This is a genomic window from Bacillus sp. FSL W8-1141 (assembly GCF_038593205.1).
GTDB classification, from domain to species: Bacteria; Bacillota; Bacilli; order Bacillales; family Bacillaceae; genus Bacillus; species Bacillus altitudinis.
On record NZ_CP151973.1, the window covers coordinates 966,081 to 986,759 of the forward strand.

Below are 20,679 nucleotides of genomic sequence, written 5' to 3' on the forward strand. Positions count from 1 at the left end.
TCAACATATTGATAAGAGAGGCAGTAAAAGCCGGGGGTACACACGATGGGAGATTACCAAGAAAAAGTCAAAACATTAAAAACGTTAAAAGAAATTGCTGAAAAGCTAAATGAAGGGATGGAAATGAAGGAAACGCTTCATGAAGTGCTTCATATGCTTATGGAAGTGACAGGCTTTCAAACAGCATGGATTTATTTTATAGAAGAAGACGGATCGTATGAACTAATGGCAGAAGTATGCTTACCTGAAGCGTTGGCAAAGGATCGAAAGCAATTGATGTGTCAAAACGATTGCTATTGCATCAACCGCTACACGAAAGGCTCACTGCAATCAGCTACCAATATCATCAATTGTAAACGGATTGAAACGGCGATTGAGCAAAAGCTTGGAGATACAGAAGGAATTACCCATCATGCAACCGTTCCGCTCCAAGCATGTAAGCGTACGTTTGGCTTATTAAATGTGGCGGCAAAAGGGAAGGTCACATTTACACAGGAGGAGCTGAATCTGCTTGAAAGTATTGCACTGCAAATTGGTACGGCTATTCAGCGCATGAAGCTTGTGCAAAATGAGCAGCAGCATGCACTTTTAGAAGAACGAAACCGGCTTGCGCAGGATTTACACGATTCTGTGAATCAAATGCTGTTTTCCGTGAGTTTGACTGCAAAGGCAGCGCGTCAAATGACAAGTGATCAAAAATTAGGTGAAATGATTGATTTTATTCAGCATTTATCACAAGATGCCCTCATTGAAATGCGATCACTCATCTGGCAGTTAAGACCAAAAGGGCTTGAAAAAGGATTTACAACAGCGATTGAAGAGTATGCACAGCTTTTAGGTCTAAATTGTTCATTGTCTTTATCAGGCTGTATGGAAATAGATCATTCAAAGCACGAAACCTTATTTCGCGTATGCCAAGAAGCTCTAAATAATTGCCAAAAGCATGCGGGCGTTGAGAAAGTAGAGGTCAAACTGGAGCAATCAGGAGATACGTTTGGTATGAAAATCATCGATCAGGGAAAGGGATTTCAGTATGATGAACAAATGAGTCTTCCTTCATTTGGGCTGAAAGGGATGGCTGACCGTATCCGAAGAGCAGGAGGTACATTTTGCATCAATTCTGAGCTAGGGAAGGGAACGACGATTGATGTGAAAGTACCATTTTCTCAAGAAAGGAAGGGATTGTCATGAGGGTAGTCATTGCAGATGATCATCACATTGTCAGAAAAGGGCTGGTCTTTTTCTTGCAAACCCAGCCAGATGTGGACATCGTTGGTGAAGCATCCAATGGAGAAGAGGCACTACAGGTAGTGAGGCAGACAAAGCCTGACATTGTCTTGATGGATCTCTCTATGCCTGTAATGAATGGGATTGAGGCGACAAAGCAAATGACGCTGGATATGCCGGATGTCCGCATTGTCATTCTGACAAGCTATGCAGATAAGGACTATGTGATCCCTGCTATCCAAGCGGGAGCAAAGGCTTATCAGCTCAAAGATGTAGCACCTGAAAAGCTTCTCACGACAATGATTGAGGTGCAAAATGGTACGTACCAGCTAGATGGTCATATTACAGCTTTTCTTGTCCAGCATCTAACTGAACCTAAAGAGCAGAAATGGGCATTGATGAACGAACTGACCAATAGAGAACGTGATGTCTTATTTGAAATCGCAAAAGGGAAAAGTAACAAAGAAATTGCCTCATCGCTGTTTATTTCTGAAAAGACTGTGAAAACTCACGTGTCTCATGTGCTATCAAAGTTAGAGCTGGCAGATCGAACTCAGGCCGCTCTATATGCGGTAGATTATCAAAAAAATCAGCCGAAAGAGCTGTTGTAAACAGTCATGGTGGACATTCCAAAAGACTTCATGAGTATTTCTCATGAAGTCTTTTCTTCTTTATGAAAGGCGGTGAGTAAAAGGCTGAAAACAAAGAGCTAAAATAAAGTTCATTCTAGCCCTATGTCAACAATCTGAAAGAAAATCAGCCTTTTCCTTTATGTGTACATCGGTTCAGCATATGCTTCAGCAACGGCAGCCTCTGAAGCATGGTCGATATACTGCAGGAGTCCATATAAACATTTTTCAACATCTGCATCGTTCCGGTTAAATTGATACGCATGTAAGAAATGCTCAATACGTTTCGAGAGCAAGTCATCTTGCGTACGTACCATAAGAATAAGTAAATTATCCCACTGCGAGCGATGCGTATAATAAAGTGCCTTATCATAATCTGCCACATTCATTAAACCTTCTCCTTTCCCTTGAGAAGTCCTCATTAGTTTGCTCGGATCAGGTCGACTTTTTCAGGGGAAAAGTTGGTGTCTGCATAAACTGGGTACCGGGAATTATAGGCTGAATAAATGCTTGATGTATGAAAAAGAACCAACCAGCAAAACCTAAACAAAATACAAAATAGATATGAAAGTGAGAATATTGATATCATGCACCCGAAATTATGGATGCTTTTTGCAGCAGGAATTGTTTTATTTGGCAGTCTGATGATTCATCCATCTTCACAAGCAGCCGAGCGTCCGGCAGAGAATTGGGAAAGACTTGCGTATACTGCCTTGCAAGATGAATATGAAGGCGCCGCTTTAAACGATTATCATTACATTGGACGTACACAAGTGAATGAAGATCAAACAAAAGATGTGTTTCGCGTGACCGTGAAGGAAGGCTCCACACGATTTGCAGCACATGCAGAAATTTATTTTCATCCGGTGACGGGTCATTTGATTAGTATTAACGTGTTTCGGTTATAAAAAAGCACCTCTTTTAAAAAGAGGTGCTCCAGCTGAAAAGAAGATTTATTTCATGCTTCCTTGAAGATATGAGCGAATATCCACACCGAGTGAATCCGCTAAACGCTGTCCATAATCTTCATCTGCACGATAGAAGTTGCAGATCGCAAGTAATTTCGTTTTTTCATTTACGTCTTTCAAGTCAGCTGTCAAGTTTTTGATCAATGCTTGTTTCTCTTCTTCAGAGTAGCTTCGATATTTTTCTCCAGCTTGTTTGAAATCGTTTGGTTTTTCGATTTTTTGTCTCACCATACGGTCACCGTGAAGAACCGGTTCACTTTCTTTGTAGTGAGGGTTTTCTTTTGGCTGATCGTCATAACGGTTTGGTTCATAGTTAATATGACCGCTTGGACGAGTTGTTGTCATAAAGCCATCCTGTTGGTTATTGTGAACAGGCGCATAAGGACAGTTCACTGGGATGCGCATGTAGTTTGCACCTAGGCGGTGACGCTGCGTGTCAGGATAAGAGAACAGACGACCTTGAAGCAGTTTGTCTTCAGATGCTTCAATTCCTGGTACTAGGGCACTTGGCGTGAAAGCAGCTTGCTCTGTTTCAGCAAAGAAATTTTCTGGATTGCGGTTCAGTGTCATGCGGCCCACTTTTTGCAGCGGATAATCTTCCTCGCTCCACGTTTTCGTCGGATCACATGGATCATAATCTAGTTCATCATAATCACTGAGCGGCATAAGCTGAACGTAAAGATCCCATGCTGGATAATTTCCTTTTTCAATACGATCATACAAGTCTCTTGTCGCATGTTGGAAGTCGTTTGCTTGAATTTCTGCAGCTTCTTCCATCGATAAATTGCGAATGCCTTCTGATGGTCTCCAGTGGTATTTCACATATTTTGTTTCTCCGTATTTGTTTACCCATCTAAACGTATGAACACCAGAACCGCGCATTTCAGCGTAGTTCGCAGGAATACCTTCGTCAGAGAAGAGCCATGTGAGCATGTGAGTGGATTCAGGTGTTAACGTCATAAAATCCCAATAACGGTCAGGATCTTGAATGTTTGTTACAGGATCTGGCTTGAGAGAGTGAACCATATCAGGGAATTTGAGTGCATCACGAATAAAGAAGATCGGCAAGTTGTTCCCAACTAGATCATAGTTGCCTTCTTCTGTATAAAATTTGACAGCGAAGCCGCGAGGGTCACGTAATGTTTCAGGCGAACCTTTAGGATGAATAACCGTTGAGAAACGGACAAAAACGTCTGTTTGTTTGCCTTTTTCACTTAAGAAGGCTGCTCTTGTATGTTTCTCCATGCTATTTTCTACTTCAAATACACCATAAGCGCCGGCGCCTCTTGCATGAACGACGCGCTCTGGAATACGTTCACGGTCAAAGTGTGCAAGTTTTTCAATCAAATGGTAATCATCAAGAAATGAAGGCCCCCTGTGACCAGCAGTTCTTGAGTTTTGATTATCGCCAACTGGCACGCCTTGATTCGTTGTCAAATTTTTATGATTAGAATTTGTCATTCTTTTTCTCCTCCTGTAAACAAAAAATGGTTTCTAGCAATCTATATACCCTAATTATATTGAATCAAACATGATAGTCAATATTTATTTATAATAATTTTAAATAAATTATTATTACAAGAAGGTAAAGAAAAAGACGAAAGAAATAAATTCTTTCGCCTTAGAGCAGAAGCTCTCTTAGAGCATCTTTGTTTTGTGTTAAATCATTTAATGTGTATTGGTCAAGAACGCGTAAATAAGCAGTGAGTGCTTCATGAAGTACGTGCTTTAATGAACAAATCGGGGAGATAATACAGCTGTTTTTCTTCGGATCAAAGCATTCAACCATGACTAAATCATCCTCTGTATAGCGGACAACCTCACCAATATTAATGCTTTCTGGGCTTTTCCCCAGCCTAATCCCACCATTTCTTCCGCGGATCGTTTCTACATAACCACGTTTTCCTAGATGGTAAATTACCTTTGTCAGGTGATTTTTCGAAATGCCATAAATATCGGCAATCTGCTGAATATTTGACAGTTCATTGTTTTCTCTCGAAGCTAAATAAATGAGTACCCTTAATGAGAAATCTGTATAATTCGTAAGTTTCATTTGGACGACCTCTAAACCTAATAGAGTTTTGTATCATCGTAACACATTTTAGACAAAAACTGTTCGAGAAAGTGCTAAATGTGACAACATTTAAAACATGTATTATAAATATTGCTTTTATATGTTGTCTTCCATTACGATAAAGATGTATTTAAAATACATCTTTTTGAAAGAAGGAATAACGATGTTATCCACAGATCAAATGAATGCCATTAAACAATCAGCCCCTCTTCTAAAAGCTGAGGGAACAAAACTTGTGACAGTTTTTTATCAAAATATGATCAGACAGCATCCAGAGCTACTCAATCAGTTTAATAAAACAAATCTCATGAATGGAAGCCAGCCAGAGGCGCTTGCCGCAACACTCTATCAAGCTGCACTGCACATTGACCGCTTGGCAGACTTGCTTCCTGCTGTGAAACAAATTGCCCATAAGCATGTCAGTGTCATGGTGAAAAAAGAGCAGTACCCAATCGTCGGATATCACCTTCTTGAAGCAATGAAAGAGGTATTTGGGTTATCAGAGGAAGATGACACATTGTTGGCTTGGAAGGCTGCATATGACATCATTGCGAATATATTCATCACCATTGAGACAGAAATGATGGCTGAAAATGTGAAACAAACTGGTGGATGGGCAGATGTCAAACCGTTTATTGTGAAGAAAAAGAAACAAGAATCTCCATCACTCATTTCCTTTTATTTAGTACCAGAGGATGAATCTGAGCTACCAATGTATGAAGCTGGTCAATACATTACGGTGCAGGTAGATATGCCGGGTGAAGCCTATGTATGCAGCAGACAATACAGTTTATCAGATCAATATCACCCATCTTACTATCGCATCACAGTGAAACGAGATGGGCATGTCTCCACATTCCTGCATGATGAAATGGAAGAAGGCGATGTTCTTCACGTCAGTATGCCGCAGGGAATGTTCTGCTTGCAAGATGAAACAAAAGAACCCGTTTATTTGATTAGTGCCGGTTCTGGTGTCACACCAATGATTGGTTTAGTGAAAACAGCGTCGCATAACAATCAGCCATTCACGATGATTCATGCAGACAGACTAGAGGATGTAACTGCTTTTGAACAAGAGTTTGAACACGTCCTCACTTCATCTTCAGAGGGGAGTATTATCCTTTGTAACGAACAATTTGAAAAGAGTGTAAAGAGTGAGCTGGTTGAGAAGGTGGCTACGCGGATTGACCGACCTTTTCTTCAATCAGTCATTGGTGAAGGAAAAGGCCAATTTTATGTTTGCGGTTCCCCAGCATTTACTCAAGAGATGATCCTTATTCTAAAAGCGATGGACATTCCGGAAGAGAATATCCATTTTGAAGCGTTCGGCGGGCAGTCCATGAAAGAGATGGAAGTCGTCTAAACAACTGGCTGAACATCATGTTTTTTTAGGTACGATCATATAGTAGGGATAAGTCCGATGAGGAGGGATGGTTTCCTTGAGCGTATCTGAAAAGCGTCTTTTACAACGAGCCATTGATGAAATTACAGAAATTGCAGAAGGATTTGGTCTAGATTTTTATCCGATGAGGTATGAAATCTGTCCCGCGGAGATTATTTATACATTCGGTGCATATGGCATGCCAACACGATTTAGCCACTGGAGCTTTGGAAAGCAATTTCACAAAATGAAGCTTCATTATGATTTAGGATTAAGCAAAATTTATGAGCTGGTGATTAATTCAAATCCTTGCTATGCCTTTCTCCTTGATAACAATTCGCTTGTTCAAAATAAACTAATTGTGGCTCATGTCTTGGCACACTGCGATTTCTTTAAAAACAACTGCCGTTTCCAAAACACTAAACGAGATATGGTGGAAAGTATGTCAGCGGCAGCAGAGCGAATTAAAGAATATGAACATATCCACGGTACAAAAGAAGTCGAGTCCTTTTTAGATGCTGTATTGGCATTGCAGGAGCATATTGATCCGTCGCTTGTTCGTTCAAAATTAAGCTGGAATCTCGACGATGAAGATGAATATGAAGAGGACAAACCAAAACGTCAAACGCCATATGATGATTTGTGGGGAATGGATGAACCGAAAACACGTGAGAAAAAGAAAACGATCAAGCAATTCCCCCCAAAGCCAGAAAAAGATATATTGCTCTTTATCGAGGCACACTCCCGGGAGCTAGAGCCTTGGCAGCGGGATGTGCTGACGATGCTGAGAGAGGAAATGCTCTATTTTTGGCCACAGCTAGAAACGAAAATCATGAATGAAGGCTGGGCATCGTATTGGCACCAGCGGATTATGCGTGAACTTGATTTAGATTCAAGTGAATCGATTGAATTTGCCAAATTAAATGCAGGTGTCGTGCAGCCATCTAAGACAGGAATCAATCCTTACTATTTAGGGCTGAAGATTTTTGAAGATATTGAAGAGCGCTACGATCATCCATGTGAGGAATTAAAAAAAGCAGGAGTGACGGAAGGGTCGGGTCGCAGCAAAATGTTTGAAGTGCGGGAAATTGAATCAGACATTTCTTTTATTCGAAATTACTTAACGAAAGACCTTGTGATGAGGGAAGATTTGTACTTGTTTCAAAAGCAGGGGAGAGACTATAAAGTCATTGATAAAGAATGGAAGGCAGTCCGTGATCAGCTAGTCAGTATGAGGGTCAATGGCGGCTTTCCGTATTTGACAGTCATCGATGGCGACTATTTAAAAAACAATGAACTCTATATTAAACATTGGTATGAAGGCATTGAGCTCGATCTCAAATACTTAGAAAAGGTGCTTCCATATTTGTATCAGCTATGGGGAAGAAGTGTGCACATCGAGTCAGTTCTTGAAGGAAAAGAAGTGATGTTTTCATACGATGGAAAAGGGGTTCATAGGAAGTATCTCACTTAATGATCAAAAAAGATGTCTACGAATAGACATCTTTTTTTGTGATTAGCACTTTATTGGTTCTTCAGCAGTTTGAAAATGTGTTTCGCTTGATCTGTATTTTCCATGAGCCCTTTTAGCTGTTCGCTTGTTGGCCCATAAGCATAAAATGGTACTTCATCCCCTGTATGACCCGATGTGGTCCAGCCTGTATGAGACCTCGTATTGATGACTTTTTCGATGGCATCATCAATTTGAACAGGATCTTTTGTTTCAGCTGCCTTTTGAATAGAGGCGATTTCCTCTTTTGTGAAATCAAGGTCGATGTATTGTTTGAGCGCAGTCTCGACCGTCATACCCCCTACAATTTTGTTTGCAATGAAATCAGGTGTCTTTTTTGCTGCTTTGACAGGCTGATAATCCCAGCTGCCCGAGCCGTCTGCCCCGAAGGAAAGGCCGCCAGTTGAATGATCTGCTGTCGTGATGACTAACGTATTTTTATCCTTTTTTGCGAAACGAATGGCTTCTTCAAATGCTTTTTCAAAATCTTTCATCTCACTCATTGCACTGACAATATCGTGGTCATGTCCAGCCCAGTCAATTTGACTGCCTTCAACCATGAGGAAAAATCCTTTTTTGTTTTTAGACAGCTGTTTGATGGCTGAGGATGTCATGTCTTGCAAGGAAGGGGTCGTTTTATCACGATCAATTGCTTTATCGAGACCACCGTCAGCAAAAATACCTAACAATTTTTGCTGTTTGTTTTTTTGTAATTCAGCTTTATTGGTTACGTAACGATAGCCTGCTTTTTGAAATTCTTTCGTCAAATCACGATCTTTGCGGACAAAATCGATCAGTCCTCCGCCAAGCATGACATCGACTGTATGCTGTTTGCCAATTTTCTCATCGAAGAAATCATCAGCAATGGCTGCTGTGTTTTTTCTAGAAACATCGTGGGCGGCATACGCAGCAGGTGTCGCATTGGTTAATTCAGATGTGACGACGAGACCAGTAGACTTTCCTTTGCGTTTTGCTTCTTCTAATACTGTTTTTAGTTTTTTGCCATTTTTGTTTACACCAATGGCGTTGTTGTATGTCTTTTGACCAGTTGCCATGGCTGTCCCAGCTGCTGCTGAATCAGTAATGTTACTTTTAGAATCATCAGGGTATGTTTTATGCATGCCAGTGAGGTAAGGGTCAAACGCTGTTTGCTTGGAAAGATCACCGTTGTGTTTAAATGAGCGGTAAGTTGAAAGGTAAGGTGTTCCCATGCCATCTCCAATGAGCACGATCACATTTTGTACGTCATTTTTTGGTTTCTTTTTAGCCTCAGCTTTGTCAGCCTGTCCAAATTCAATTCCTGAAAAAATACCAATCGATAACACTGATGCGGCTGCGATTGCAGCTATTTTCGTTTTCGAGCTTTTCAACACACTCATTCATTTTGCCTCCTCATTGTTTATGTATCGCTCTCACGTTTACAATGGTAGAACAGAAGTGTGGATTCCAAATGACAGCACCGTAAAGTTCACTTTAAAATTGTAAAGGTCCACTTTACATAGAATGAACCAAAAAGAGAAATGAATGTATGATTTATCTATGACAAGATGCATTTGTTTTGTCATGATTGTGTAATAAAAATGAAATAAAAAGAACCCTAAAAAAAAATATTTTTTGCCGAATTAATAAGCATAATGTCGTAGGAAGTCAAGACTATTTCTTCTGGTATTCGATCCTTATAATAGAAAGTAGATAAAAATTCGGATCACGATAGATACATACAGGAGGAACAAATGAAAAAACAATTGATCACAGCTGCAAGTGCAGTTCTACTTGGGACGACATTATTTGCCGGAGCTGCCTCAGCACAATCAGTAAAGGTTCAAAAAGGTGACTCTCTTTCTGTTCTAGCGAAAAAATACAAAACAACCGTGAGTAAGATTAAATCAGACAATAAACTGAAATCTAACACTATTTATGTTGGACAAACCTTAAAAGTAAATGGTACTTCTTCAAAAAAGGTAACGAAAACATCAAAAACAACAACAAAAGTAAAAGCGTCTTCAACGACAGCCACTCATAAAGTTGTCAAAGGAGATACTTTATCTAAAATCGGCAAAAAATATGGAATGACAGTGAAAGAGCTGAAATCGTTAAATAAACTCAAAACAGATCTGATTAAAATTGGACAAAAGCTGAAAGTGAAAAAGACGTCCAAAGTGAAACCAACACCTGTCAAAGAAAAAACAGTTGCTACTTCTTCTTTAAATACGTCTAAACTCGTAGCAGATGCGAAAGCACAAAACGGTACACCATATAAATGGGGTGGAACGACACCGAAAGGCTTTGATTGCAGCGGTTTTATGTGGTATATCATTAACAAACAAACAAAGATTTCAAGACAAACGACTGAAGGTTTTTGGGGATCAATGAAAAGCGTCTCAACACCTAAAGTTGGAGATTTTGTCTTCTTTACAACCTATAAATCTGGCCCATCTCACATGGGTGTCTACCTTGGGAACAACAAGTTTATCCACGCTGCTTCTGATGGTGTGACGATCAGCGATATGACTTCAAGCTATTGGAAGCCAATTTACCTTGGCGCAAAGACATTTGTAAATTAATAATGGATCTTAAGAGACTGCTTACTAGGCAGTCTCTTTTTTTGTATATCGTTTGCGCAGCTAAAACAGTCCTTTATCATAGCTCTCTATGAGTCTAAAGGCTTTTAAATAAGCAAAAGTGAAGACAAGTTATCAAAAGAATAATTTTATTTTCACTTTATAAAAATTATATCAAAAAAGTATAATTTTGTATGTTGTATAATAAATAGAAGAGGCAAAGCTATGATTTGAATAAAGATTGAAGAAAATCTACCATGAATATTGACAAGTATTTTGTTGATAAATAAGAATTTTCACTCTGTTTTGAAAAAAAGTGTTTTCATTTTTTAATTTTCATATATAATAATTTTACGCCACCAATTTATTGCGCTAAATCAAATCTAAATATTCAGAAAATAAAGTGAATTATGAAGTGGTGGCGTCTTTAGACGGATACTAAGTTTTGGGAGTGATGGTATGAGCAATTCGTTGTTTAGAAAGAAGAGCATTTCAGAGCTAATTGCGGCAACACAAGGGGAAAAAGCGTTAAGAAAGGAATTAGGTTCATTTGACTTAACGATGCTTGGTATTGGAGCGATTATCGGTACAGGGATATTTGTTCTGACAGGTACAGGAGCCGTTACAGCAGGACCAGGACTTATTTTATCATTTGTGATTGCAGGTCTTGCATGTTTATTTGCGGCATTGTCATATGCGGAATTCGCTTCCACAGTGCCAGTATCAGGATCTGTTTATACATTTACGTACGCATCTATGGGAGAATTTTTAGCGTTTATCATTGGCTGGGATTTGATATTAGAATATATGCTAGCCGCTAGTGCCGTTTCAGCAGGCTGGTCAGGCTACTTTGTGTCGTTTTTAAATGGGATAGGGATTCATATACCGGTTGAATTAACAGCAGCACCAGGTGGTTTAAAGGGTCAAGTGACATATTTTAATCTTCCTGCATTTATTATTTTAATGATCATCACCTTCTTGCTGTACTTCGGTATTAAAGAATCAAAACGAGTCAACAACATCATGGTCATTATGAAAATTGCGGTGATTCTGCTCTTTATTTTAGTCGCTGTGAAATATGTAAAACCTGAAAACTGGACACCATTCGTTCCTTTTGGAACTTCAGGCGTGTTAAGTGCAGCAGCTCTCGTATTCTTTGCATTTATCGGATTTGATGCAGTTGCTTCTGCGGCAGAGGAAACAAAAAATCCATCCCGCAACTTGCCAAGAGGAATCATCACTTCCTTATTGATTTGTACCATGTTGTATGTGGTAGTCAGTGCCATCATGACAGGCATTGTTCCATTTATGAACTTTGAGGGAGTATCCCATCCAGTGTCTCTTGTTTTACAAGTAGCCGGTCAAAATTGGGTGGCGGGTATTGTAGATGTTGGGGCGATTTTAGGGATGACCACGGTCATGCTTGTCATGCTGTACGGCCAAACACGTGTCATGTTTGCCATGTCTCGTGATGGCTTGGTACCAAAGGTTCTTTCAAAGGTTCATCCAAAACATAAAACACCTTATATCAATACTCTTTTCTTTGGGACATTGTCAGCATTAATGGGTGGATTCATTCCGCTTGATGAGTTGGCAAGTCTAGTGAACATCGGAACACTTTCAGCTTTCATTTTGATTTCAGTTGCTGTCATTGTCATGAGAAAAACACAGCCTGATTTACCGAGAGCATTCAGATGCCCCGCAGTGCCGCTCATTCCAATCTTGGCTATTCTATCTTGCGGACTGCTCATTTATAAGCTTGGCACCATCACATTTGTTCGTTTCTTAATCTGGCTTGCCATTGGGCTTGTTGTCTATTTCTTATATTCAAGAAAGCACTCCGAATTAAACAAAAAATAAGAGTGTACAGAAAAAGCCAGTCAAGTATGACTGGCTTTTTAGTATTAAAAACCTAATTGAAGATCGACATCAATCGAGACGATCGCATAGACACAAACGATGACAAAAATATTCAGAACGACGCCTAGGAAACCTGGTCCAGTGCGGCCTTTTTTAATGAACAGTTCAATCACACCGAATGGAACTGCGGCCATTGCAAAAGGAAGCATTTGAAACGAATAAAATGTCACATTGCTAATAATGGCGAGGTTCAGCATGAGCAGCGATAAAATAGCGGTGCCGACCGAAATCCAGCCAAACACATTATGCTCTTTAAAAATTCTTACCAATTCCATAATTCCACCTCGCTCACTTTGGCCGTTTTAATGCGTTTTGTCTTCACAAATTTCTCTATTTCTTTAGAAGGACCTGTGACAACAGAACCGTAAACCTTGACACCATTTTGATTGATGTAGCGTATTCGGTTAGAGAGGTCAAGTTCAGGTCTGCCAGAGATCGTTTTTGCCCAGGTTGGATGCTGGTTGACATAAGCGAGGGCATCTTTGAACTGATCAACCTCTGTTTTTGATGTGTGCTGAAGCTCTTTTAAAAATTCAGAGTCTTTCCCGGGAAAACCGATTGGACGCTGATTTCCACTTAATGAATCTTCTGTTTTTATCGCATTCCAAAGCACTTTCATATCATATTTTTTAGCAAATGAATACACGTCTTTCGGTGTGTATGCTTTGTCATAGGATACATACACTTCACTCACTGTTCCTTCAGGTAGCTTGTCTAGAGTAGTGAGTGTTTGTTTTTTAGATGTATCTGCCTGAGACGAAGGGTGCGTAAAGAAATCCTCCGTATTACGTGCGCTGTCGCCATAATAAGAGATCGTAGGCTGCTTTAATTTATCGAAAAACATTTCGATTTGTTCACTGCCGATGGCTTCTGTTTTATTGCCAATTTGTTTTTGTAGCTTAAGTTCTGTGTTCATACCAAACAGTTTGACTTGCCCTTTTAAATCCTTCATATCAATGGCGACATTCGGTTTTGTTAGGGCGACTGTTACAGCGGCCGTTTCCATAAAATGATTGCCTTTACTGTCTGCTCCGCCAACGCCGTAGTATAGATAACTACCTAGTGTACAAAGCGGTAAAATAATCAGCGTAGATATGACAGCAAGCACAGAAATACGTAAATAGGACTTTCTTTTTCCGTATTGTAAAATGGCTTTTTGTTTTTCAGGACTGATGGAGAAGTCTGTCCAATCTGAGTCATTCAGTTCTTGGCTTAAGCGTTTTTCATTTTCTTCGAGCTCTTCTTCAAACGCCATCATTTCTTCCTCGTTCATCTCGCCATTATTATATTGTTCCCATCGCTTATTAAACTCTTCATTCATCATTAACACCTCTGTTATATAGTGCTTTTAGGCGCTGCCTTGCACGAAATAAAACACTTTTAAAATTTGCTTCAGTAATATTCATGACCTTGGATGCTTCTTTGTAATTCAGCTCTTTTAAATAATACAATGTCAACGCTTCCTTGTAGTTATCTGGAAGCTGCTCCAAATACATGTTGAGGACTTCTTTTATTTCAATCTGTTCAGCGGGACTTTGTACAGACGTTTGTAAAAGGCCGCCAATGAGATCATCCGATATGGTCACTTCTTTTTTATGTTTCCTGACATAATCAATAAAAGCATTTCGTGCCACCTGAAATAACCAAGGTTTCACTTTGCTATGGTCGTAGGAATGAATATGTATATAAGCACGCATAAAGGTTTCCTGCAATAAGTCCTCTGCCAAATGTTTGTCTTTTGTCATGGAGAGCAGAAACCTGTAAACATCGTTCATATACATTTGATAAATTTCATCGATCGTCACTGATTTTTCTCCCCTCTATGTTATACACGCATAAGAAAGGCATAAAGTTGCACGAAACTTCTCATAGGCCGTACATTACTCATCTCTTTCACCGAATCAAAATCATTTCTCCTTATCATAGCGAAATTTGCATCATTTATAAAGTGTTTTCAATAGAACAAATCAGGAAAAAAACTCAAAAAACGACAATTTTGGACACATTTCTTCCTCTATTCTCTCCTAAAAACACATGCTTGAATACAGAAGGAGCGGTCATCTTAAGTGAAAAGATGATTTTAGTGAACCGTCTCTATTTTATCAGCAGGAGAAAATTTTTAGTACCAGGTAATAAAAAATTTGTTATAATAGAAACAAATCCTTCATTCTTCAAACAAAGGAAGTGCACTATGTATAAATTTTCAGGCTATACCGTCAAAGCATTTTTTGCTCTCCGAGGCGGAATCAAAGTATATCAAAAAGAGAATCTGCCAACAGACCGGGGGTTTGTCATTGCTTGTACGCATGAGGGTTTTGTGGATGTTCTTGCATTAGGCGCAGGAATTCTTCCGTTTGAGATCCACTACATGGCGAAAAAAGAATTGTTTGCAAATAAATGGATCGGCGGATTTTTAAAGAGGATTCATGCTTTTCCAGTTGATCGAGAGAATCCTGGGCCAAGCAGTATTAAAACGCCCATTAAATTATTAAAAGAGGGAAAGATCGTTGGGATTTTTCCGAGCGGCACACGTACAACGGAAGATGTTCCTTTAAAAAGAGGGGCCGTTACGATTGCTCAGCTCGGCAAATCACCAATCGTTCCAGCAGCGTACAAAGGACCTTCTAATGCAAAAAGCCTTTTTAAGAAGGGGAAAATGCGCTTAATCATTGGTGAACCGATTGAGCAGTCTGAATTTGATCATCTGCCGCCAAAAGAAAGATTAGGTGCGATGACAGAAGTATTAAACACAAGAATCAAAGAACTTGAAGCTAAGTTAATCGAAAAGGGATAAAGAAAACGACCACTTGCTAAGGCAAGGGTCGTTTTTTTTCTTAAGAAGCGCCTTCTTCAGCTGCTTCTAATAGTTGTTCGTTTAGTTTTTTGACTTCGATGTATGCCACATGGTGTCCATCGACTTCATTAATGATAAATTCATAGCCTTGTTCACGAATCGCGTCATTTTTCTCGACTTCATATTTTTGTGTAAGGAACCAGCCGCCGATTGTGTCGACTTCTTCGTTATCAAGCTGAATACCTAGTAGCAGGTTAACTTGATCTACAAGGACCTTTCCATCAAAGATGTAGTGGTCTTCTCCCAATTTACGCACTTCGTTGATTTCATCAATATCGAATTCATCACGAATCTCACCGACAATTTCTTCAAGGATGTCTTCAACTGTTACAAGTCCTGCTGTACCGCCATATTCATCTGATAAAATGGCCATGTGTACTCGCTCACGCTGCATTTTAAGCAGTAGATCATGAACAGGAACTGTTTCAATTACATGAATAATCGGGTTTACAAAATGTTCGATCGTATCACTTGTGGAACATTCACCACTAATACATGCAGTGAGTACTTCTTTAATATTCACAACACCGATGATGTTGTCTTTATCGCCATCTTCAATTGGATAACGTGTATATTTCTCGACCTTGGTCACTTTCAGCATTTCCTCAATGGTAATATCATGAGGGAAGCTGACAACTTCGGTACGAGGAATCATAATTTCTTTCGCCAGACGGTCATCAAATTCAAAAATTTTATTCACATATTTGAATTCAGACTGGTTAATCTCGCCGCTCTTATAGCTCTCAGATAAAATAATCCGCAATTCTTCTTCAGAGTGCGCCATGTCATGCTCAGAAACTTGCTGAAGACCAAATGCTTTCGTTAACAAACGAGCAGATCCATTTAATACCCAGATAAACGGGAACATCACTTTGTAAAAAATCATAAGTGGTCTAGCAAATAGAAGGGACACTTGCTCAGCCTTTTGAATGGCGAGTGTTTTTGGTGCAAGCTCTCCAACCACGACATGTAAAAACGTCATAATACTAAACGCAATAATAAAAGTGACAATAGAACTAGCTGATTGAGGAATGGACAGCTCTACAAATAGTGGAGCAAGCATATGCGCAATTGTTTCTTCCCCTAACCAACCAATCCCAAGGGCGGTAATGGTGATACCGAGCTGACAGGCCGACAGATACTCATCAAGGTGAGTCGTGACATGCTTGACAGCAACTGCTGTTTTATTACCTTCTGCGATTAACTGATCAATTCTTGAGCTTCTTAAGCGAATGATCGCAAACTCTGATGCAACGAAAAATGCGGTTAAAGCTATAAGCAAAGCAACTATAAGTAAATTAACTATGTCCAATTAAGGCCTTCGTTCTGACTTTGAGAACGAAGGTAACACCTCCTGTTTAGTAAAAATTTTAACTTAACAGCAGTAAAAATGATTGGACAGCCGTCATCTTCTCAGGTGTAAGCTGTTCTTTTAATTTTTCACGTTGTTCTGGCTGAAGCTGCTTACAACGTACCAAAATGCGGTCCATATGCTCATTCATCCGATCGATATCAGAGGTTAAATGGACAAGTTCATCAGGATCTTCCTTTTGAGAAGGGAATTGTTCATCTAATCTGGATTTGATGTCAGAAAGAGCCAATCTCTGCTGTTTGCAAAGAACGATTAATTGTAATCGTTTTAAAGCATGTTCATCGTAATAACGATAATTAGAGCAAGATCTAACAGGCGCAAGCAACCCTAGGTTCGTATAATAATCTACAGTTCGCTTCGTCACCTGTGCAATCTGTGCTAGTTCACCAATACGATACTTTTTCTCAGCCCCATCTGAACATCTCCTCCTAACCGTCACGTTATAGTTTATGAAAATAGTTTAATATAATTCGAGTCTGAAATACAAGATAATTGTTCAGATTTCCTGCCAATATGAAGAAACAAAGGGCATTTCCATCAATTTAGGTTGTCATCTCTAAAATACTGTAGCGATACAGGAATTTTCAGATTATTTATGGTAAGATAAAATGAATACCGTTTCATAAATATGTAGAGAGACGGATTTTACGTGAACCGGAGGTGGTTAAGTGGGGCCCTCAAAGTAGTCTTATTTAATCAGTTAACCGTTTTGCAAAAGACAACATCATCAATCAGGAGGTGACTCCTTGTTCTTCTAAGAAAGAGCAAGGTTAAATGGACGATATTGTTAATCTGAGTATAGTCGGAGTTTTGATTGCTTTAACAGCTTTCTTTGTTGCATCTGAATTTGCCATTGTAAAGGTGAGAAGTTCAAGAATTAATCAGCTTGTTGCCGAAGGGTCCAAAAAGGCTATCATGGCGAAAAAGGTGACATCAAGGCTAGATGAATATTTGTCAGCCTGTCAGCTCGGTATTACAGTGACATCCCTTGGTTTAGGGTGGATCGGTAAACCGGCAGTAAAAGAACTTTTAGTTCGAGGTTTTGGTTTGACAAACATTCCTGATTCAGCAATCAGCCTGATCTCAGCAACACTTGCGTTCTCTATTATTACCTTTTTGCATGTAGTTGTTGGCGAGCTTGCACCAAAAACACTTGCCATACAAAAGGCAGAAAAAATGACGCTTTGGCTGTCAGGACCGCTGCATGCATTTTATATCCTTATGTATCCTTTCATTTATGTGTTGAACGGGTCAGCCCGTGTACTAACGAAAATGATGGGTATCGATATGGGGTCTGAAAAAGAACATTCCCATTCCGAAGAGGAATTAAAGATTTTATTATCTGAAAGCTTAAAAAATGGGGAAATCAACTCATCAGAGTATAATTATATGAACAAGATATTCGATTTTGATAATCGAATCGCAAGAGAAATTATGATACCGCGAAGAGAAATTTGTGCGATTCCAGAAGATATGCCGTTAGACGAAATACTGGCGATCATGACAAAGGAAAAGTACACACGTTTCCCCGTGTTTTCAGGGGATAAAGACCATGTCATTGGCATGCTCAACAAAAAGCAGCTCTTTGCAGATATTGTGTATCTAGGAGAGAAAGATCAACTGAAGCTTCAAGATTATATTTATCCAGTGATTGAAGTGATTGACACGATTCCAATTCAAGAGCTTCTCGTCAAGATGCAGCGCGATCGAATGCATATGGCGATTTTAACGGATGAATATGGCGGGACATCTGGACTTGTTACAACGGAGGATATTTTAGAAGAGATTGTTGGAGACATTCGAGATGAATTCGATGAAGATGAGCAGCCGGTCATTCAAAAGAGAGCGGAGCATCATTATATATTAGATGGAAAAGTGAGATTAGAGGAAGTTCAAGATTTGATCGAAATGTCATATCATGATGAAGAAATTGATACGATAGGCGGGCTAATCTTAAATGAGAACATTGATATCCGAGAAGGACAATCCATTTACCTTGATGATATTCGGATGAAGGTCTTGGAGATGGATGGACGCTATGTGAAAAAGATCGACCTGAAAAAAGGCGTCACATCATCAGAAAAAGAAAATACACGCACAGGGCTTGATATAAAAGAGCCGCTGTTAGTAAATGAAATGACCTTGAGCGAAAAATAAGCTCAAGGTTTTTTTAGGTATTTAGCCTCTTTTTTGAGAATGTATGTTCGTATATAATAAGAACAAACGTTCGTAAAAGGGGGATGGACATGCTCTGGTATGAAACAGCAAGTATCGCGGAGAAAAAAACCTCAATGAAACGTATTGAGTTTCATTTAAAAAATTTCAAGAACTATCAAGCAGCCATTTTAAATATTGAAAGACAGCTTGAAAAGCGAAGTTCTCTCCAACATCATCATATGGCACGTCAAAAATTAGAAGAGCAGAAAAGTCAGTATGAACTGATTGTTGCTTGTATTGAAACGGCTTTAAAAGAATTGGATGAAATAGAGAAGCAGCTCATTGATTATAAGTATTTTCGAGATTGGCGCATGGCAAAATGTGCAATCGAAATCGGCTATAGTGAGAAGACACTATTTTTAATGAAGCGCCAGCTGATGGATCAACTGCTCATCAGCCTAGCTGCCATCACAGATATTTAAAACAGAAGTTGTCCTATTTGATAAAACGCCGCAAAAAGGCATAAAGAGCCGATGATTGTCACAAGTAAATAGGCAGCAAGCTTTCCTATTTGACGCTGCATCAGCATCGTCGCAGATTCTACACTAAACGTAGAGAATGTGGTAAAGCCGCCAAAAAAACCGGTTCCTATGATCACTAGCAGTGGATGATTGGACGTTACAGCGCCTGTGAGAAAACCTAAACCGGCTGCACCTAATAAATTAATGAAAATAATACTGTACGGGAAAAGGGCATGGGAGGGAGTTTTCTGGATTGTTTGGCTGATGAAGAAACGACATGCACTACCGATCCCTCCAGCTACAGCTGTACAAAAAACAATCATTTATCTGCTTCCTTTCTGCTGCTTATTTTGATGAAAGAGCCGTTCAGCAAGGATCAGGCCAGCTAAAGCAGCGGCTACTCCAGCAATGACTGAGAGCAGGATGTACATCATACTTAAATTGAACTGCCCTGCCTGTAACAGAAGAACTGTCTCTTTAGAAAAGGTGGACATGGTCGTAAACCCGCCGCAAAACCCTGTTCCAATCAAAGCTGCAAGATATTTTTTTCCTTTCTGAAATAGAAAGTATCCTGTCGCAAAACCAAGAAGCAGGCTGCCGGAAATATTTTCAATCATCGTTGCATATGGGAATGTCTGGCTGATGACAGTTTGGCTTAGTTCATATCTGCAAAGTGTACCAATCAATCCACCGATAAAAACGGCGAAATAAGTTTTCATGTGCATCATTTCTCCTTTTGAAAAAATAGCGGGTTATCCGTTACCACACCATCAATTGGATATTTTTTGATTCGATCCGCTGTTTTTTGATCTTTTACAGTCCATATAAACACATCCATCCCGAATGTGTGGATGCGGTCTATCCACCATCTATTGATCATCGTTTTCTTCATATTAAGACAATTTGCAAACGAGCTGTATGTCGTTAACTTTCGTTTCGTTAGTTTAAATGCATCAGGCTTTATAATCAAAGCTGTGCGAAGAGAAGGGGCGAATGCTTTAATTCTTTGTAGTGCATGAACATCAAAAGATTGAATGATGATATGACGAGAATAGGCAAACCGATTGATGATGTCGACAACGGCCTTTTCGATTCCTATCTGCCGTTTTGGGTGTTTGATCTCGATCAATATCCCAATCCGCTGACTGTATCTTTCAAGAATTTCTTGTAATGTTGGAATTCGTTCATTCGTATACTGTTGGTCAAACCAGCTTCCTGCGTCCAGTTTTTTCAACTGATCAAGTGTATAGCTTTTGACTAAGCCGTTTCCGTTCGTCGTTCGCTCAACGGTATCATCATGGATGACGACGACGTGCTGATCCATTGTCATTTGTACGTCTAATTCAATATAATCTGCTCCTTGCTCGACAGCTCCATCAAACGCAGCGATTGTATTTTCTGGTGCGGCGCTTGATGACCCTCTATGTGCGATAATATACACTTGCTCCAGCTCCCTGACATAAGTTCTGGTCTTATCATATCAAATGCTTTGGTGGTTTTCCTTC

Annotated in this window: 21 protein-coding genes and 1 pseudogene; 10 read left to right on the forward strand and 12 right to left on the reverse strand. The window is 39.6% G+C overall.

What is annotated here, in order from left to right; translation table 11 throughout:
• Window positions 1-45 precede the first annotated feature (45 nt).
• The gene (locus tag NSQ52_RS04835) at window positions 46-1,191 is read left to right on the forward strand and encodes a GAF domain-containing sensor histidine kinase (RefSeq protein WP_041507534.1); all 1,146 of its coding nucleotides are present in this window, start codon (window positions 46-48) and stop codon (window positions 1,189-1,191) included.
• On the forward strand, window positions 1,188-1,838 hold the full coding sequence (locus NSQ52_RS04840) for a response regulator transcription factor (protein WP_007497084.1): 651 nt from the start codon (window positions 1,188-1,190) through the stop codon (window positions 1,836-1,838). The genes NSQ52_RS04835 and NSQ52_RS04840 overlap by 4 nt, the downstream gene beginning before the upstream one ends.
• A 158-nt stretch (window positions 1,839-1,996) precedes the next feature.
• Here NSQ52_RS04840 and NSQ52_RS04845 read toward each other — a convergent pair whose 3' ends face one another.
• On the reverse strand, window positions 1,997-2,245 hold the full coding sequence (locus NSQ52_RS04845; protein WP_008349000.1) for a YhdB family protein: 249 nt from the start codon (window positions 2,243-2,245) through the stop codon (window positions 1,997-1,999).
• A gap of 255 nt (window positions 2,246-2,500) precedes the next feature.
• Here NSQ52_RS04845 and NSQ52_RS04850 point away from each other — a divergent pair, with 255 nt between their 5' ends.
• Window positions 2,501-2,764 (forward strand): YqzG/YhdC family protein, encoded by a 264-nt coding sequence (locus tag NSQ52_RS04850; protein WP_268381654.1) that lies wholly within the window; start codon window positions 2,501-2,503, stop codon window positions 2,762-2,764.
• A 45-nt stretch (window positions 2,765-2,809) separates the two neighbouring features.
• Here NSQ52_RS04850 and NSQ52_RS04855 read toward each other — a convergent pair whose 3' ends face one another.
• Both NSQ52_RS04855 and NSQ52_RS04860 read right to left on the reverse strand, forming a co-directional pair.
• Complete coding sequence (locus NSQ52_RS04855; protein ID WP_024719958.1) at window positions 2,810-4,285, reverse strand: catalase; 1,476 nt, start codon at window positions 4,283-4,285, stop codon at window positions 2,810-2,812.
• A gap of 160 nt (window positions 4,286-4,445) precedes the next feature.
• Window positions 4,446-4,877, reverse strand: a complete 432-nt coding sequence (locus NSQ52_RS04860) for an Rrf2 family transcriptional regulator (protein ID WP_041507532.1) — start codon at window positions 4,875-4,877, stop codon at window positions 4,446-4,448.
• A gap of 184 nt (window positions 4,878-5,061) precedes the next feature.
• Between NSQ52_RS04860 and NSQ52_RS04865 the strand changes: the two genes are divergently transcribed.
• Window positions 5,062-6,261: a globin domain-containing protein gene (locus NSQ52_RS04865; protein ID WP_342473959.1), complete on the forward strand. Its 1,200-nt coding sequence runs from the start codon at window positions 5,062-5,064 to the stop codon at window positions 6,259-6,261.
• 76 nt (window positions 6,262-6,337) lie between these two features.
• The gene (locus tag NSQ52_RS04870; RefSeq protein WP_024719961.1) at window positions 6,338-7,753 is read left to right on the forward strand and encodes a SpoVR family protein; all 1,416 of its coding nucleotides are present in this window, start codon (window positions 6,338-6,340) and stop codon (window positions 7,751-7,753) included.
• A 50-nt stretch (window positions 7,754-7,803) separates the two neighbouring features.
• On the opposite strand, the gene NSQ52_RS04875 is transcribed toward NSQ52_RS04870, so the two are convergent.
• A complete protein-coding gene (locus NSQ52_RS04875) occupies window positions 7,804-9,168 on the reverse strand; it encodes an alkaline phosphatase (protein WP_096881187.1) in 1,365 nt (454 codons plus the stop codon).
• Between the two features lie 354 nt (window positions 9,169-9,522).
• Here NSQ52_RS04875 and NSQ52_RS04880 point away from each other — a divergent pair, with 354 nt between their 5' ends.
• Together NSQ52_RS04880 and NSQ52_RS04885 are read left to right on the forward strand one after the other, a co-directional pair.
• Entirely contained in the window at window positions 9,523-10,353 is an 831-nt protein-coding gene (locus NSQ52_RS04880) for a C40 family peptidase (protein WP_007497097.1), read from the forward strand.
• Between the two features lie 456 nt (window positions 10,354-10,809).
• The gene (locus tag NSQ52_RS04885; protein ID WP_041507527.1) at window positions 10,810-12,210 is read left to right on the forward strand and encodes an amino acid permease; all 1,401 of its coding nucleotides are present in this window, start codon (window positions 10,810-10,812) and stop codon (window positions 12,208-12,210) included.
• 44 nt (window positions 12,211-12,254) lie between these two features.
• Here the strand turns inward: NSQ52_RS04885 and NSQ52_RS04890 are convergent, their stop codons facing one another.
• The 3 genes from NSQ52_RS04890 to NSQ52_RS04900 are packed head-to-tail and all read right to left on the reverse strand — an operon-like array spanning window position 12,255 to window position 14,075.
• Window positions 12,255-12,545, reverse strand: a complete 291-nt coding sequence (locus NSQ52_RS04890; protein ID WP_008348984.1) for a hypothetical protein — start codon at window positions 12,543-12,545, stop codon at window positions 12,255-12,257.
• Window positions 12,533-13,591, reverse strand: a complete 1,059-nt coding sequence (locus tag NSQ52_RS04895; protein ID WP_008348982.1) for an anti-sigma factor — start codon at window positions 13,589-13,591, stop codon at window positions 12,533-12,535. The genes NSQ52_RS04890 and NSQ52_RS04895 overlap by 13 nt, the downstream gene beginning before the upstream one ends.
• Window positions 13,584-14,075, reverse strand: a complete 492-nt coding sequence (locus NSQ52_RS04900) for a sigma-70 family RNA polymerase sigma factor (RefSeq protein ID WP_008348979.1) — start codon at window positions 14,073-14,075, stop codon at window positions 13,584-13,586. The genes NSQ52_RS04895 and NSQ52_RS04900 overlap by 8 nt, the downstream gene beginning before the upstream one ends.
• A 386-nt stretch (window positions 14,076-14,461) precedes the next feature.
• Between NSQ52_RS04900 and NSQ52_RS04905 the strand changes: the two genes are divergently transcribed.
• Window positions 14,462-15,064: a 1-acyl-sn-glycerol-3-phosphate acyltransferase gene (locus NSQ52_RS04905; protein WP_024719965.1), complete on the forward strand. Its 603-nt coding sequence runs from the start codon at window positions 14,462-14,464 to the stop codon at window positions 15,062-15,064.
• A gap of 40 nt (window positions 15,065-15,104) precedes the next feature.
• On the opposite strand, the gene NSQ52_RS04910 is transcribed toward NSQ52_RS04905, so the two are convergent.
• Together NSQ52_RS04910 and NSQ52_RS04915 are read right to left on the reverse strand one after the other, a co-directional pair.
• Entirely contained in the window at window positions 15,105-16,436 is a 1,332-nt protein-coding gene (locus NSQ52_RS04910) for a hemolysin family protein (protein ID WP_008348975.1), read from the reverse strand.
• A gap of 58 nt (window positions 16,437-16,494) precedes the next feature.
• Window positions 16,495-16,935, reverse strand: a complete 441-nt coding sequence (locus NSQ52_RS04915) for a MerR family transcriptional regulator (RefSeq protein WP_034620022.1) — start codon at window positions 16,933-16,935, stop codon at window positions 16,495-16,497.
• A 335-nt stretch (window positions 16,936-17,270) separates the two neighbouring features.
• Between NSQ52_RS04915 and NSQ52_RS04920 the strand changes: the two genes are divergently transcribed.
• The gene (locus tag NSQ52_RS04920) at window positions 17,271-18,653 is read left to right on the forward strand and encodes a hemolysin family protein (protein WP_025207018.1); all 1,383 of its coding nucleotides are present in this window, start codon (window positions 17,271-17,273) and stop codon (window positions 18,651-18,653) included.
• Window positions 18,654-18,742: 89 nt separating this feature from the next.
• Window positions 18,743-19,135 carry a hypothetical protein gene (locus tag NSQ52_RS04925; protein WP_061418534.1) on the forward strand — a complete coding sequence of 131 codons (393 nt, stop codon included), beginning with the start codon at window positions 18,743-18,745 and terminating at the stop codon, window positions 19,133-19,135.
• Here the strand turns inward: NSQ52_RS04925 and NSQ52_RS04930 are convergent.
• The 3 genes and pseudogenes from NSQ52_RS04930 to NSQ52_RS04940 form a co-directional block, all read right to left on the reverse strand.
• Window positions 19,132-19,497: a CrcB family protein gene (locus tag NSQ52_RS04930; protein WP_007497111.1), complete on the reverse strand. Its 366-nt coding sequence runs from the start codon at window positions 19,495-19,497 to the stop codon at window positions 19,132-19,134. The two genes, NSQ52_RS04925 and NSQ52_RS04930, sit on opposite strands and share 4 nt — an antisense overlap.
• A complete protein-coding gene (gene crcB / locus NSQ52_RS04935) occupies window positions 19,498-19,899 on the reverse strand; it encodes a fluoride efflux transporter CrcB (protein WP_045034844.1) in 402 nt (133 codons plus the stop codon). It abuts the gene before it with no gap.
• Window positions 19,835-20,615 (reverse strand): annotated as a pseudogene (locus NSQ52_RS04940) (glycerophosphodiester phosphodiesterase family protein). The gene crcB and the pseudogene NSQ52_RS04940 overlap by 65 nt, the downstream one beginning before the upstream one ends.
• Between the last annotated feature and the right edge of the window lie 64 nt (window positions 20,616-20,679).

Coding starts and splice junctions, on each gene's coding strand:
- NSQ52_RS04835 (WP_041507534.1), top strand. CDS start 46: ATGGGAGATTACCAAGAAAAAGTCAAAACATTAAAAACGTTAAAAGAA.
- NSQ52_RS04840 (WP_007497084.1), top strand. CDS start 1,188: ATGAGGGTAGTCATTGCAGATGATCATCACATTGTCAGAAAAGGGCTG.
- NSQ52_RS04845 (WP_008349000.1), bottom strand. CDS start 2,245: ATGAATGTGGCAGATTATGATAAGGCACTTTATTATACGCATCGCTCG.
- NSQ52_RS04850 (WP_268381654.1), top strand. CDS start 2,501: ATGATTCATCCATCTTCACAAGCAGCCGAGCGTCCGGCAGAGAATTGG.
- NSQ52_RS04855 (WP_024719958.1), bottom strand. CDS start 4,285: ATGACAAATTCTAATCATAAAAATTTGACAACGAATCAAGGCGTGCCA.
- NSQ52_RS04860 (WP_041507532.1), bottom strand. CDS start 4,877: ATGAAACTTACGAATTATACAGATTTCTCATTAAGGGTACTCATTTAT.
- NSQ52_RS04865 (WP_342473959.1), top strand. CDS start 5,062: ATGTTATCCACAGATCAAATGAATGCCATTAAACAATCAGCCCCTCTT.
- NSQ52_RS04875 (WP_096881187.1), bottom strand. CDS start 9,168: ATGAGTGTGTTGAAAAGCTCGAAAACGAAAATAGCTGCAATCGCAGCC.
- NSQ52_RS04880 (WP_007497097.1), top strand. CDS start 9,523: ATGAAAAAACAATTGATCACAGCTGCAAGTGCAGTTCTACTTGGGACG.
- NSQ52_RS04885 (WP_041507527.1), top strand. CDS start 10,810: ATGAGCAATTCGTTGTTTAGAAAGAAGAGCATTTCAGAGCTAATTGCG.
- NSQ52_RS04890 (WP_008348984.1), bottom strand. CDS start 12,545: ATGGAATTGGTAAGAATTTTTAAAGAGCATAATGTGTTTGGCTGGATT.
- NSQ52_RS04895 (WP_008348982.1), bottom strand. CDS start 13,591: ATGAATGAAGAGTTTAATAAGCGATGGGAACAATATAATAATGGCGAG.
- NSQ52_RS04905 (WP_024719965.1), top strand. CDS start 14,462: ATGTATAAATTTTCAGGCTATACCGTCAAAGCATTTTTTGCTCTCCGA.
- NSQ52_RS04920 (WP_025207018.1), top strand. CDS start 17,271: ATGGACGATATTGTTAATCTGAGTATAGTCGGAGTTTTGATTGCTTTA.
- NSQ52_RS04925 (WP_061418534.1), top strand. CDS start 18,743: ATGCTCTGGTATGAAACAGCAAGTATCGCGGAGAAAAAAACCTCAATG.
- NSQ52_RS04930 (WP_007497111.1), bottom strand. CDS start 19,497: ATGATTGTTTTTTGTACAGCTGTAGCTGGAGGGATCGGTAGTGCATGT.
- crcB (WP_045034844.1), bottom strand. CDS start 19,899: ATGCACATGAAAACTTATTTCGCCGTTTTTATCGGTGGATTGATTGGT.